Raw genomic sequence first — 12,705 nt, forward strand, 5'->3', positions numbered from 1 at the left:
TCGCCTTACGGTGGAGCTGTGCGTAGATGTGATCAAGAGACAGGCGCATGTCCATGGTCTTCCTCAGCGGCGAGGAGCAGCCCGCCTGGAACGACCGCTATCCGGCGGTGCGGGTGATGCACGCGCTCGGCGCCCGGCGCTTCCACTTCCTGGGCCGGACACGGGAGCTGCGGATCGAGGTGCCGCTGCTGCTGGACACCTTCCGCAACCGCCATGCCGGCAAGCGCGCCTTCGTGGTCGGCAACGGGCCCAGCCTGCGGCAGATCGACATGGGGCGGCTGAAGGGGGAGATCGCCCTCGGCTCCAACCGCTCCTTCATGGGCTATGCCGACTGGGGACTGGCCTTCCCCTACTGGGCCATCTCGGACCGGCTCCAGATCGAGATGTACCGCGAGGAGTACGAGGCGGGGATGGATGCGGACTCCATCAAGTTCATCCCCTTCGAGTATCTCGGCTTCCTGCGCATGCCGAACCAGGTGCCGGTGCCGATGCCGGGCGAGATCCTGGCCGGCGAGCAGATCCTGGGCTTCCCGCAGTTCGGGGAAACGCCGGCGATGCTGTTCAACAGCTTCACCGTGACGATCGTGCTGATCCAGCTTGCCGTCATGATGGGCTGCAACCCGGTCGTGCTGGTGGGGGTGGACCATTCCTACCCCATCGCCAAGGTGCGCCGGCGCGGGCAGGACGAGCAGGACCCGAATCCGACGGCGCATATCCCGCCGGAGGAGCTGGTGAAGCGCACGCGGCTCGGCTTCGACTTCTGGGAAGGTAACACCGCCCAGGGGCCGACGCACTTCACCAACAACTACACCAGCAACCGCATCTTCGTGCCGCCGCGTACCGCCTGGTCGGAGGTCTGCTACAGCTATTGCAGCCTCTGGGGCGCGGCGAACGGGGTGGAGGTGCTGAACGCCACGCCGGGCACGCATCTCGACGCCTTCCCGAAGGTCGGCTTCGAGAGCCTGTTCTGAGCCTGGCCCGGCCACCCGGGCCGGAGGGGGGAGGAGCCGGGAACATAAATATGATGCCGGAACGGAATCCCGGCCTGCTTTCGGTCACCGCATCAGCGGCCGGGATGCCCTAGCTTCCGGGCAGGCCCGGTGCCGCCACGTGGCGGCACCGGGACCACATTCCGGGAGATCCGATCATGGCCCCTGCGTTCCTCCGCCTCCTGCTGCCGCTGCTGTGCCTCGTCCTTTCCGCCCTGCCATCCCCAAAGGCGAAGGCCGCCAGTTTCGACTGTGCCAAGGCAGGCTCTGCCGTGGAACGGATGATCTGCCGCGACAGCGGGCTCTCAAGCCTCGACGAGGAGATGGCGGCCGCCTTCCGCGCCGCCGGCGGGGGCGGCGTGCCGGAATTGCGGGCCGGACAACGCGAATGGCTGGCCGAGCGCAACCGCTGCCGCACGGAGTCCTGTCTCAGGACCGCCTATGAGCAACGGGTCGCGACGCTGTCCGCGATCCCGGAGGCAAGGGAGGCAAGCCCGGCGCCCGCCGCGCCCGCCGCGCCCGCCGGTGTCGCGGGTGACGGGAAGTACTGCAATTTCGGCCCTGGAGAGAGCTCCGACATGCTTCTCGTCCGGCGCGCTGCGGGAGGCGGCCTGAACTTCGTCCTGTCCTCCTGGACCAGTCGGGGCAGCAACTTCTCCGTGGAGGGTCTCGCCAGGCCGGCCGCCTCTCCGGGGGCCTTGAGCCCGGATGCCAGCTGGCGTTTCGAATCGGGCATGCGGTCCCGCGACCCGGTGGAACATTGCGCGGTGACGATCCGGCGGACGGCCGAGGGGGCCTATGCTGTCGCCACGGAGGAGGGCGCACGCTGCGAAAGCATGGCGGGCCAGGGTGCCGTGCTCTATGGAACGCTGGTGTTTCCGCCGAACTCGCGGCAAGGCAACGCGCCGGCCACCATGGGGCCGGAAACCAGTATGCGAATCGGCTGTGACCGCCCGGCCCGGCGCGTTCCGTCCCGGCGCTAGGCGCCGCCGGGCGCCCGCCGCTGTGGCGAAAGCTGCGGGCCGGGGTCGCCAGGGCCATCGCGGCAGGAGCCAAGGGGCCCGAAATGTTCTAGAAGATGGTGCGCCGCACCGAGGGTCCCCCGCATGTCCACCACCCGCAAGACCATGCTGCTGACGGGCGCCAGCCGCGGCATCGGCCATGCCACGGTCAAGCGCTTCCAGGAGGAAGGCTGGCGCATCCTTACCGTGTCGCGGCAGCCCTTCTCCGAGGAGTGCCGCTGGCCCGAGGCACGGGAAAGCCATCTCCAGGCCGATCTCTCCGATCCGGTGCAGGTAGGGGAGCTGATCGCCCTGGTGAAGCAGCGCCTGCCGGACGGCAGGCTGCATGCGCTGGTGAACAACGCGGGCATCTCTCCCAAGGGGTCCGATGGCGGGCGCCTGGGAGTGTTGCAAACGGACTATGCCGCCTGGAACGCGGTCTTCAACGTCAACCTCTTCTCCATCGCCCTGCTGGCGCGCGGGCTGTTCGAGGAGCTGCACGCGGCGGGCGGCAACATCGTCAACGTCACCTCCATCGTCGGCTCGCGCGTGCATCCCTTCGCGGGGCCCGCCTATGCCTGCTCCAAGGCGGCGCTGAACGCCCTGACGCGGGAGATGGCGCATGAGTTCGGCGCCCATGGCATCCGCGTGAACGCCATCGCCCCGGGCGAGATCCGCACCAGCATCCTCTCCCCCGGCACGGAGAAGATCGTCGAGGAGCAGATCCCGATGCGGCGCCTGGGTGAGGCGCGGGAGGTGGCGGAGACCATCCTCTTCCTCTGCTCCCAGGCCTCCTCCTACATCAACGGGGCGGAGATCCACATCAACGGCGGCCAGCACGTGTGACCTTGCCGGGCGAGGACCGGGAGGGAGGGCTGGGAATGCCGGGCCCGCGCCACCCGCATCACGAGCCCGTCACCCAAGCCGATCCGCCGCGCCGCCCGCCTAGATAAGCCTCCGGGCGGTGCCGTTCCCCGCTGCCGGGGACCACGCCGCGGCATCCTGTCCGGCTCCGTCCGAGCACAGAGGAGGCTCCCAGCATGGCGATCGCGTCGGTGAATCCGGTGAATGGCCGGACCGTCAAGGAATACGAGGCCCTGACCCCCGCCCAGGCGGCGGAGGCCGTGGAGGCGGCGCAGCGGGCCTTCCTCGGCTGGCGCCGGACGTCCTTCGCGGAGCGTGCGGCGCCGATGCGGCGGGCGGGTGCCGTCCTGCGCGACCGGGCCACGGAGTTCGGCCGCCTGATGGCCATGGAAATGGGCAAGCCGGTGGCGGCGGGCGAGGCCGAGGCCCGCAAATGCGCCACGGCCTGCGACTTCTATGCGGAGAACGCGGAACGCTTCCTCAGCCGCGAGGACGCGCCCACGGAATCCCGCAGGAGCTTCGTCGCCTTCAACCCGCTCGGCGTCGTGCTGGCTGTGATGCCCTGGAACTATCCCTTCTGGCAGGTCTTCCGCTTCGCCGCGCCGGGGCTGATGGCGGGCAATGCCGGGGTGCTGAAACATGCCTCCAACGTGCCCGGCTGCGCCCTGGCGATCGAGGAGGTCTTCCGCGATGCGGGCTTCCCGCGCGACCTGTTCCGCACCCTGCTGATCGGCAGCGACGCGGTGGATGCGGTGATCGAGAACCCGCTGGTGCGCGCCGTGACGCTGACCGGCAGCGGCCCCGCCGGGCGCAAGGTCGCCGCCAAGGCGGGCTCGGTGCTGAAGAAGACGGTGCTGGAGCTGGGCGGCAGCGACGCCTACCTGATCCTGGAGGATGCCGACCTGGAGGCGGCGGCCACGGCCTGCGCCAAGGGGCGGCTGATCAATTCCGGCCAGAGCTGCATCGCCGCCAAGCGCTTCATCGTCGTGGAGCCGGTGCGCGAGCGTTTCGAGGCGCTGCTGGTGGCGGCGATGAAGGCCGGCCGCTTCGGCGACCCCTTCGACAGGGACACCGAATACGGCCCCATCGCGCGGCGGGACCTGCGCGACGATCTGCACGGGCAGGTGCGGCAGAGCGTCGAGCAGGGCGCGCGGCTGCTGCTGGGCGGGGAGGTGCCGGAGGGGGAGGGCGCCTTCTACCCCGCCACGGTCCTCACCGACCTCAGGCCGGGCATGCCGGCGCATGACGAGGAGATCTTCGGCCCCGTCGCCTCGGTGATCGGGGTACGGGACGAGGCGGAGGCCATCGCCGTGGCCAATGCCTCCGCCTTCGGCCTGGGCGGCGGCGTCTTCACCCGGGACCTGGCGCGCGGCGAGCGCATCGCGGCGGAGGCGCTGGAATGCGGCGCGGCCTTCGTCAACCAGCCCGTGGTCTCCGACCCACGCCTGCCCTTCGGCGGCGTCAAGGAGAGCGGCTATGGCCGCGAGCTCTCGCATTTCGGCATCCGGGAGTTCGTGAACATCAAGGCGGTCTCGATCGCCTGAACGTTCCGGGCGGCGCCGGTCCCCGAAGGAGGGGCGGCCCGTCCGGTGCCGCATTCCACGGACGCCTTGCCGCCCGGATGGACGCCAGCCCAGGGGCCGGATCGCGGGCCGGTGGCCCGGTGGCGGTGGCGCGAGGCTTTTCGCGCCCGCCACCCGGGGGCAGGATCGGGGAAGCAGGATCGGCGGACCCCCGGCATGTTCCTTGCTGGACCGGAGCCGATCCATGCGCCGGGGCTGACTGTGTTCGCCTTTTCCCTTGCCCCGGGCGCGGCCTGAACCGTGGAGTGATGTCGATGCCGCAGCGCCTCTTTGCGCCGCAACCCCTTTCCCCGATGGACCCGGGCCGATGAGCGCCGATATCCGTCTCGCTGCCGATATCGGCGGCACCTTCACCGACCTCGCGGTGGAGCGGGTCACGGAAGCCGGCACGGAGCGCTGGACGGCCAAGGTCCTGACCACCCCCTCCGCGCCGGAGAAGGGGCTGCTGGAAGGCGTGGCGCTGGTGCTGGAGAAGGCCGGGCTCGCCGCGTCGGATGTGTCGCTGCTGGTGCATGGCACGACGCTCGCCACCAATGCGGTGATCGAGCGCAAGGGCGCCAGGACCGCCCTGCTGACCACCGAGGGCTTCCGCGACGTGCTCGCCCTCGGCAACGAGAGCCGCTACGACCAGTACGACCTGAACATCGCCCTGCCGGAGCCACTGGTGCCGCGCCGCCTGCGCCTGCCGGTGCCGGAGCGGCTGGACCATCGCGGCCAGGTGTTGCTGCCGCTCGACGAGGATGCGGTGCGCGCCCAGGTCGCGGCGATGCGGGAACAGGGCGTCGAGGCGCTGGCGATCGGCTTCCTGCACAGCTTCGTCAACCCGGAGCATGAGCGCCGCGCCGCCGCGGTCGTGCGCGACCTCTGGCCGGAACTCTCCATTTCGCTCTCCTCCGAGGTCAGCCCGGAGATGCGGGAATGGGAGCGCTTCTCCACCACCGTCGCCAATGCCTATGTGCAGCCGCTGATGGCGCGCTATCTCGCCCGCCTTCAGGTCGGCCTGCGGGAGATGGGGCTGGACGCGCCGCTCTTCATGATGCTCTCGGGCGGCGGCCTCACCACCTTCGAGACGGCCTCGCGCTTCCCGATCCGGCTGGTGGAATCCGGCCCGGCAGGCGGGGCGATCTTCTCCGCCCATGTGGCGCGGCAGCGCGGACTGCCGAAGGTGCTCTCCTTCGACATGGGCGGCACCACGGCAAAGGTCTGCCTGATCGAGGACTACGCGCCCCATGCCAGCCGCAGCTTCGAGGTGGCGCGCGTCGGCCGCTTCAAGAAGGGCTCCGGCCTGCCGCTGCGCATTCCCGTGCTGGAGATGGTGGAGATCGGCGCCGGCGGCGGCTCGCTCGCCGGCATCGACAGCCTCGGCCTGATCCAGGTCGGCCCGGAAAGCGCGGGCGCCGATCCGGGCCCGGCCTGCTACGGGCGCGGCGGCGAGAGGCCGGCGGTGACGGACAGCAACCTGATGCTCGGCCGCTACGACCCCGCGACCTTCGCGGGCGGCAACCTGACCCTGCATCCGCAGAAGTCGGCGGCGGCGCTGGAGGCGCATGTGGCGGGCCCGCTCAACCTTTCCCCGGAAATGGCGGCGCTGGGCGTGATCGAGATGGTGGACGAGAACATGGCCAACGCGGCCCGCGTCCATGCCATCGAGGCGGGCACGAGCTTCGACGGCTGCGCCATGATCGCCTTCGGCGGCGGCGGGCCCGTGCATGGCTACCGCGTCGCGGAAAAGATCGGCATCCGCCGGATGCTGGTGCCCTCGGGCGCCGGCGTCGGCTCGGCCATCGGCTTCCTGCGCGCGCCGGTGGGCTACGAGGTGGTGCGCTCGCTCTACCAGCGCTTCGCCACCTTCAACCTCGCCGCGGTGAACGCGCTACTGGAGGAGATGTCGCGCGAGGCCAGCGCCATGGTCGCCCCGGGCGCCTTCGGCCGCCCGACCGAGGAGAAGCGCATCGCCTATATGCGCTATGTCGGCCAGGGGCACGAGATCGCCGTGCAACTCCCGGCAGGCGCTCTGGCGGAGGCGGACATCGCCGCGATCCGCGCCGCCTATGACAGCGAATACGCCCGCTTCTACGACCGGCCGGTGCCGGGCTCGGATGTGGAGATCCTGAGCTTCGCGCTGACCGTCGCCACCCTCACGGACAAGCCCGCCCCGGCCGCCCGGGCCGAGGCCGCGCCGGCCCCCGCGCCGGTGCGGACGCAGCGGGTGCGCGACACGGTGACGGGCGAGGTCGCGGACTGGCAGGTCTATGACCGCGCCGGCTTCCCACCCGGCGCGGTGGTGCAGGGCCCCTGCATCGTCGCCGAGGCGGAAACGAGCACCCTGGTCGGCCCGGGCTGGAGCTGCGCCATGGACGGGCTGGGCTATCTGGAACTGAACCGGGAGGTCGCGTGATGGACGACATGCAGAACGTCGCGGCGAACCCGCTCGCCGCGATCCAGCGGCAGATCCAGTGGAACCGCCTGATCGCCGTGGTGGAGGAGCAGGCGCAGACCATGATCCGCACCGCCTTCAGCACCACGGTGCGGGAGGCGGGCGACCTGTCCGCCGGCATCTTCGACCTGCAGGGCCGCATGCTGGCCCAGGCCGTCACCGGCACGCCGGGGCACGTGAACTCCATGATGGAGAGCGTCGGGCATTTCCTCGCGAAATTCCCGGTCGAAACCATGCGGGAGGGCGACCACTACATCACCAACGATCCCTGGCTGGGCACCGGGCACCTGCACGACCTGACGGTCGTGACGCCCGCCTTCCGCCGCGGGAAGATCGTCGGCCTCTTCGCCAACACCGCGCATGTCATCGATGTCGGCGGGCGCGGCATGGGGCCGGAGGCGCGCTCGGTCTTCGAGGAGGGGATCTACATCCCCATCGTGAAGTGCTTCGACCGGGGCGTGGCGAACGAGACCTTCTTCGACATCCTGCGCGCCGGCACCCGCACCCCGGCGGAGCTGGAGGGCGACGTCTACTCCCTCTGCGCCTGCAACGACGCCGGCGTGCGGCGCCTCGTCGAGATGATGGACGAGTTCGGCATGGAGGGCGTGGACGAGCTCGCCGCCTTCATCTTCGACAGCAGCCTGCGCGCCACGGTGGCGGAGATCGCGAAGCTGCCGCAGGGCACCTACCGCGCATCGATCCGTTCCGACGGCTACGAGGCGCCGGTCGAGCTGCGCGCGGCGATGACCGTCGCGGGCGACCATATCGAGGTGGACTACGAGGGCACATCGGGACTCTCGGGGCGTGCCATCAACGTCCCGGCCGCCTATTGCCGCGCCTATGCCTGCTTCGGCATCAAATGCGTCGTGGCGCCGGAGATCCCGAACAACTGGGCCAGCCTGCTGCCCTTCCGCATGGTGATCCCGGAGGGCTGCATCCTGAACGCGCCGCGCCCCTATCCGGTGGCGGTCCGCCACATCATCGGCCAGCTCCTGCCCGACCTGATGATGGGCTGCCTGCACCAGGCCGTGCCGGACCGGGTGACGGCGGAAGGCGCCTCGGCGCTGTGGAACCCCCCTCTGCGCGGCGGCTCCGAGGTGAGCGGGCAGAACGCCGCCCTGCCGGATTTCGAGATCATCACCTTCAACTCCGGCGGCACCGGCGCGCGCCCGGCGCGGGACGGGCTGGACGGCATCGCCTTCCCCTCCGGCGTGCGGACCATGCCGGTGGAGGCGACCGAGAACGTCGCCCCGGTGATCTTCTGGCGGAAGGAGCTGCGCCCGGATTCCGGCGGCGCCGGCCGCACCCGGGGCGGCATGGGCCAGATCATGGAGATCGGCACGAAGGGCGAGGCGGAATTCGCCGTGAACGCCATCTTCGACCGGGTCGAGAACGCACCGAAGGGCCGCGACGGCGGCGAGGACGGCGCGCCGGGCTGGGTCGGCCTGGATGACGGCACGCTGCTGCGGCCCAAGGGCTACCAGGTCATCCCGGCCGGGCGGCGCCTGCTGCTGAAGCTGCCGGGCGGCGGCGGCATGGGCGACCCGGCGGCGCGCGACCCGGCGCTGGCGGAGCGCGACATCGCCGACGGGCTGGTGACGCGCCGCTGAGGCGGCGGGCCGGGGAGACCCGATCCCTGGCCCGCGCCTGTTTCCGTCAGAGGCGGCGCAGCAGCGAAGCCTTGCTGTCCCGGAACTCCTCCTCGGTCAGCAGGCCCTGCTGGTAGAGCCTGCCCAGCCTTTCCAGGGCGGAAAGGGGCTCGCCCGTGCCCGCCGCTTCCGGCGTGCCGGGCAGGGCGGCCCCGTGCCCCGCGGCCCCGTGCCCGGCCGCCGGTTCCGGCAGGGTGGAGGCGCCGTCCGTTCCATCGGCCAGCGGCAGCTCCGACAGGCGCAGCTCGCCATGCTGGCTGCTGAAGCGGAGCTGGCCCGGCCCGGACCCCGATTGCGACTGGGACACGCCGCCGATCCTGTGCTCCCCCGTGTCATAGAGGGTGACGGTCCCCGCCGTCTCGATGGCCAGCCGCCGCGCCTCGGGAAACCAGGCATAGCGCTGCCCGTTCTGCGCCCCGCTGGTGGCGGGCGTGCCGAGGCCCTCCGGCCACCAGCTCCGGCCGGCCCGTTCCGGCAAGGCAGCCTCCGGCTGGTCCTCCGCCGGCATGTCCCGCATCCGGGCCGACAGGTCGCCGAGCAGCGCATCGACCCTGATCTTGAGCGCGCCGTTGAACATGTCGCCGATCATGACCATGCCGTCGCCGGCCCACTGGCCCATGCCGCCCAGCTCTGGATGGCTGAACTGCGCCTGCCGCCCCTTGCCCGCACGGAGCGCATGGTAGGCTTCCCACGCGGCCTCGTTGCTGAAGCCATGCCGCCGCGCCAGCATGTCCAGAAAGGCCGGGCCGGTCTTCGTGCTGTCGCTCATCCTGCTTCCTTCTTGGACCGCCACCGGTGCGCCGCGGCCCCGGAGAAAGGCCAGGAAGAAAGGAGCATCCCGCCCCGTGCCGCTCGCTGTCACCCACGGCTTCAACGTCATGGGGCCGACTTCGTCACGAAACCCCTGTCACCACCTGACCTGAAATCTGTGCAGGGAGCAGTCATGCGGGAAAGCCGCTGTTAAAAAGTTGCATATGCCGTATGAAATGCAACCATAGGGGTGGGGAAGGCTGGTGCTTTCGTGGAACGTTGTTTGAAACACGATATCCGCCAACACGCCGTGGCTGGTCAGATTGATCCGCCCCTTGCGGAAGCCATGCCTGACGGATTGGAAACCATCGGCGTCATCGGCCAGATCCTCGACAGCCAGGGGCTGGCGCTCTGCCTCTTCGATGCCGAGGACCGGACCCTGCTCTGGAACCGGACCTTCCTGCGCTTCTTCCCCGAGCATGACGGCCACGTGCATGTCGGGGAGCCCTACGCCAGCAACCTGGAGCGCTTCTACGCCGCCCGGCTCAGCGGCCCGGAACACGACCGCCTGCCGGAATTCGTCGCGGCCGGCATCGCGCGCCACCGCACCCAGACCCGCCCCTTCAGCTTCGAGCATCGCGGGCGCCGGCTGCTGGTCTCCTCCCTTCCCTTGCCGCAGGGTGGGCGCGTGCGGGTCTGGAAGGCGTTGGCGGAGGCCCTGCCGGCGAGTGAGTCCAGGATGCCGGTCGATCCCTTCGCGCACCTGGCGGATGGCGCGACGGTGCTGGACCGGGAGGGCCGGATCACCGACGCCAACCAGGAATTCGTCGAGCTCTACGACCTGCCCTCCAAGGAGGTCGCCATCGGCCGCACCTTCCGGGAGGTCCTGCAACTCCTCTGGGAGGGGCAGGCCGATGCGGCGCTCGATGCCTTCCTCGACAATGCGCGCTTCGCCGGCGCCCCCTTCGAGGTGGAGCTGCCGGGGGACCGCTGGCGCCGCGTGATCGAGCGGCGCATGGAGGACGGCACGGGCTATGTCAGCCATGCCGACATCACCACGCTGAAGCGCCAGCAGCGCGAGCTGCAGGAAGCCTATGAGCGCATCGCGACCATGGCGGTCACCGACGGGCTGACCGGCATCGCCAATCGCGGGCATTTCGAGGCGGTGCTGGAGGAGGAGGCCCGGCGCGGCGGCCGGAACCGGCAGCCGCTGTCCCTGCTGCTGATCGACATCGACCACTTCAAGCGGATCAACGACCGCTTCGGCCACCCCACCGGGGATACCTGCCTGCGGATGGTGGCGCGCTACATCGACCGGGGCATCCGCCGCCCCGGAGACCTGGCCGCCCGCTTCGGCGGAGAGGAATTCGCCGCCATCCTGCCGGGCACCGATGCCGAAGGCGCACGCGTGGTGGCCGAGGCGATCCGCCTGGCTATCGAAGGCGACCACACGCATGACTTCAATGCCAGCCAGCCGGTGACGGTCAGCATCGGCGCCGCCTCGCTGACCCCGGCCCCCGGCGGCGTGGAGGATGCGGGGCGGCTGATCCGGGAGGCCGACGACGCGCTGTACCGCGCCAAGCGCGCCGGCCGGAATCGCGTGATCCTCGCGGCCTGAACCTCTCCCCGGCCGGGCTGGCCAGGACCCCGCTTCAGCGCAGGTCCAGCGCGTCCTCGAAGCCGATGCGCGGAAAGATCTCCAGCATCCCGCCGCGCGTGGCGTTGCGGACCCAGCCGCCCTCCGCCTCCGCCAGATGGCGCGCGAGCAGGAAGCCCGTGCAGATGTCGCGCCAGGAGGGCGGGATCCAGCTCCGGCCACCGCGGTAGCCGGGGATGAAGTGGTTGCCCTCGGCATGGGCGAGGCCGTCCTGCCCGGGTTCCGCGCCCTCGAAGTGGAAATCCGCCCCGTAGATCACGAAGCGGCGCACCCCCATCCACCACAGGAGCTGGAACGCGGCGAAGGGCGAGGAACCGCCGGCTCCCACCACGCGCCGCGGATCGAGCGAGAAGAGGGTCGGCCAGACGGCGGCCTGACGCAGCCAGATCCAGTCGCCGGGCAGGTCCGGCCGCGTTTCCGCCGCCAGGAAGACCGGGCCGCCGGCCTCGCGGACGATCTCCCCGCCGAAATCGCCGATCACCTGCCCATCGCCGCTCAGCGTATAGGTCGGGCGGAAGCGCATGCTGCCCTGCGCGAGGTGGAAGCGGTTGAAGGCGATGCTGAGCCGCCCCTGGAGGCGGTCCAGCTCCTCCGGCCGCACCGAGGGGCCGTTGCCGATCAGCCAGGCAACCTGCCCGGCATGGCGGCCATGCAGGGCATCCAGGCACGGGTCCGGTGCCGGGTTGGGCGCCATCCAGGCGGAAAGGGGGTTGGTGACCAGCCCCCGGTCCGGCCCCAGCGTGACGGCGAGCCGCACGGGAGCCTCCGGCAGGCACGCCTGCCAGAGGCCGCCCCCCGCCGGCTGGAGCGGTTCCGCGCGGTGATCCACCAGCAGTCCAGGGGACAGGCCGGCTTCGGCCCAGGCCCGCACGGCGGCACCGCCTCCATCGAGGGGCTCCAGCGTGGCCAGCCCGGCCCGCTCCTGGACCGCCGGCAGGGGCGCCAGGGACAGCAGCGGCGCCTCGCCGCTGGACAGCAGCAGCCGCACCGCTTCCGGCCCCACCCCCGGCGGCAGCACGGCGGTGGCCTCGACACGGATCTCGCCACCTGGGGCCGGGATGATCTCCACGGCGGCATTGGTCAGGGGCGGCAGGCCGCGCAACCGCCCATGCACCGTTCCGGGTGGCAGGGAGCCGGCCAGCCGCAGCCCGATCTGCAACAGGCCGGAGGCCGGGCTGTGGCGGATGTTCAGTCCTTCGACCCGGTTCATGGCCGCGCCTTTCCCGGAATCCGGGCCGGGCCGAGGGCCGAGACCATGGCGACGGCAAGGGCCTGGCTGGCCACCCACCAGGGCTGCCACGCGCCGTAGGAGAACAGGAAGGTCACCAGCGCCGAGGCCAGGACGCCCAGGGCCAGCGGTCCCGGCGCGCGGAAGGCCAGCGCGGCCCAGATCCCGGCGCAGAGCAGCAGGCCCGGCCAGCCCAGCTCCAGCCGCAGTTGCAGCGGCGCGTTGTGCGGGTGCAGCGGCAGCGCCTCCACGCCCGGCCGGTCGAAGAAGGCACGCGCCTCGGGGCCGGTCATGCCCAGCCGGGCGAGGTTCTCCGTGGGGAAGTTGTCGCGGCCGCCGGGAATGGCGCGGCTGGATTCCATGCCCCAGCCCAGCCAGGGGCGCTCGGCGGCGCGGCTCCGCGCGAAATCCCAGATCAGCACCCGGTGGACCGCCGAGAGCGGCAGGTGCGCGGCGACCTCCGGCCGGGCGAGCAGCGCGGTGGCCATCGGGGCAAGCAGCACCACCGCCGCCACCCCGGCGGCGGCGAGGGTCCGGCCCGGGCGGG

10 protein-coding genes are annotated in these 12,705 nt (G+C 71.2%); 7 read left to right on the plus strand and 3 right to left on the minus strand.

What is annotated here, in order from left to right:
* The first annotated feature begins 47 nt into the window (after positions 1-47).
* The 6 genes from ROTAS13_RS10480 (at position 48) to ROTAS13_RS10505 (ending at position 8,484) form a co-directional block, all read left to right on the plus strand.
* Complete coding sequence (locus ROTAS13_RS10480) at positions 48-971, plus strand: hypothetical protein (protein WP_075822290.1); 924 nt, start codon at positions 48-50, stop codon at positions 969-971.
* Between the two features lie 176 nt (positions 972-1,147).
* Positions 1,148-1,972 (plus strand): lysozyme inhibitor LprI family protein, encoded by an 825-nt coding sequence (locus tag ROTAS13_RS10485; RefSeq protein WP_075822291.1) that lies wholly within the window; start codon positions 1,148-1,150, stop codon positions 1,970-1,972.
* A 123-nt stretch (positions 1,973-2,095) separates the two neighbouring features.
* On the plus strand, positions 2,096-2,836 hold the full coding sequence (locus ROTAS13_RS10490) for an SDR family NAD(P)-dependent oxidoreductase (protein ID WP_019460080.1): 741 nt from the start codon (positions 2,096-2,098) through the stop codon (positions 2,834-2,836).
* A gap of 194 nt (positions 2,837-3,030) precedes the next feature.
* Positions 3,031-4,398 carry an NAD-dependent succinate-semialdehyde dehydrogenase gene (locus ROTAS13_RS10495; RefSeq protein WP_019460081.1) on the plus strand — a complete coding sequence of 456 codons (1,368 nt, stop codon included), beginning with the start codon at positions 3,031-3,033 and terminating at the stop codon, positions 4,396-4,398.
* A gap of 346 nt (positions 4,399-4,744) precedes the next feature.
* Positions 4,745-6,835 carry a hydantoinase/oxoprolinase family protein gene (locus ROTAS13_RS10500; protein WP_075822292.1) on the plus strand — a complete coding sequence of 697 codons (2,091 nt, stop codon included), beginning with the start codon at positions 4,745-4,747 and terminating at the stop codon, positions 6,833-6,835.
* Complete coding sequence (locus ROTAS13_RS10505; protein WP_253187655.1) at positions 6,835-8,484, plus strand: hydantoinase B/oxoprolinase family protein; 1,650 nt, start codon at positions 6,835-6,837, stop codon at positions 8,482-8,484. The genes ROTAS13_RS10500 and ROTAS13_RS10505 overlap by 1 nt, the downstream gene beginning before the upstream one ends.
* Before the next feature lie 46 nt (positions 8,485-8,530).
* On the opposite strand, the gene ROTAS13_RS10510 is transcribed toward ROTAS13_RS10505, so the two are convergent.
* Positions 8,531-9,292 (minus strand): SHOCT domain-containing protein, encoded by a 762-nt coding sequence (locus tag ROTAS13_RS10510; protein ID WP_075822293.1) that lies wholly within the window; start codon positions 9,290-9,292, stop codon positions 8,531-8,533.
* Positions 9,293-9,619: 327 nt separating this feature from the next.
* Between ROTAS13_RS10510 and ROTAS13_RS10515 the strand changes: the two genes are divergently transcribed.
* On the plus strand, positions 9,620-10,891 hold the full coding sequence (locus tag ROTAS13_RS10515) for a sensor domain-containing diguanylate cyclase (protein ID WP_075822294.1): 1,272 nt from the start codon (positions 9,620-9,622) through the stop codon (positions 10,889-10,891).
* A gap of 34 nt (positions 10,892-10,925) precedes the next feature.
* On the opposite strand, the gene ROTAS13_RS10520 is transcribed toward ROTAS13_RS10515, so the two are convergent.
* Positions 10,926-12,140: a hypothetical protein gene (locus tag ROTAS13_RS10520; RefSeq protein WP_019460086.1), complete on the minus strand. Its 1,215-nt coding sequence runs from the start codon at positions 12,138-12,140 to the stop codon at positions 10,926-10,928.
* Positions 12,137-12,705, minus strand: a 569-nt coding sequence (locus tag ROTAS13_RS27105; protein ID WP_371329180.1) for an O-antigen ligase family protein, incomplete at its 5' end; no start/stop codon positions are given. The genes ROTAS13_RS27105 and ROTAS13_RS10520, both read right to left, overlap by 4 nt.

It is taken from the genome of Roseomonas sp. TAS13 (genome assembly GCF_001950415.1).
In the GTDB taxonomy this organism is placed as follows: Bacteria; Pseudomonadota; Alphaproteobacteria; order Acetobacterales; family Acetobacteraceae; genus Roseomonas; species Roseomonas mucosa.

Bases quoted from the DNA above. Each gene is read 5' to 3' on its own strand.
- ROTAS13_RS10480 (WP_075822290.1), top strand. From the start codon at position 48: ATGTCCATGGTCTTCCTCAGCGGCGAGGAGCAGCCCGCCTGGAACGAC.
- ROTAS13_RS10485 (WP_075822291.1), top strand. From the start codon at position 1,148: ATGGCCCCTGCGTTCCTCCGCCTCCTGCTGCCGCTGCTGTGCCTCGTC.
- ROTAS13_RS10490 (WP_019460080.1), top strand. From the start codon at position 2,096: ATGTCCACCACCCGCAAGACCATGCTGCTGACGGGCGCCAGCCGCGGC.
- ROTAS13_RS10495 (WP_019460081.1), top strand. From the start codon at position 3,031: ATGGCGATCGCGTCGGTGAATCCGGTGAATGGCCGGACCGTCAAGGAA.
- ROTAS13_RS10500 (WP_075822292.1), top strand. From the start codon at position 4,745: ATGAGCGCCGATATCCGTCTCGCTGCCGATATCGGCGGCACCTTCACC.
- ROTAS13_RS10505 (WP_253187655.1), top strand. From the start codon at position 6,835: ATGGACGACATGCAGAACGTCGCGGCGAACCCGCTCGCCGCGATCCAG.
- ROTAS13_RS10510 (WP_075822293.1), bottom strand. From the start codon at position 9,292: ATGAGCGACAGCACGAAGACCGGCCCGGCCTTTCTGGACATGCTGGCG.
- ROTAS13_RS10515 (WP_075822294.1), top strand. From the start codon at position 9,620: ATGCCTGACGGATTGGAAACCATCGGCGTCATCGGCCAGATCCTCGAC.
- ROTAS13_RS10520 (WP_019460086.1), bottom strand. From the start codon at position 12,140: ATGAACCGGGTCGAAGGACTGAACATCCGCCACAGCCCGGCCTCCGGC.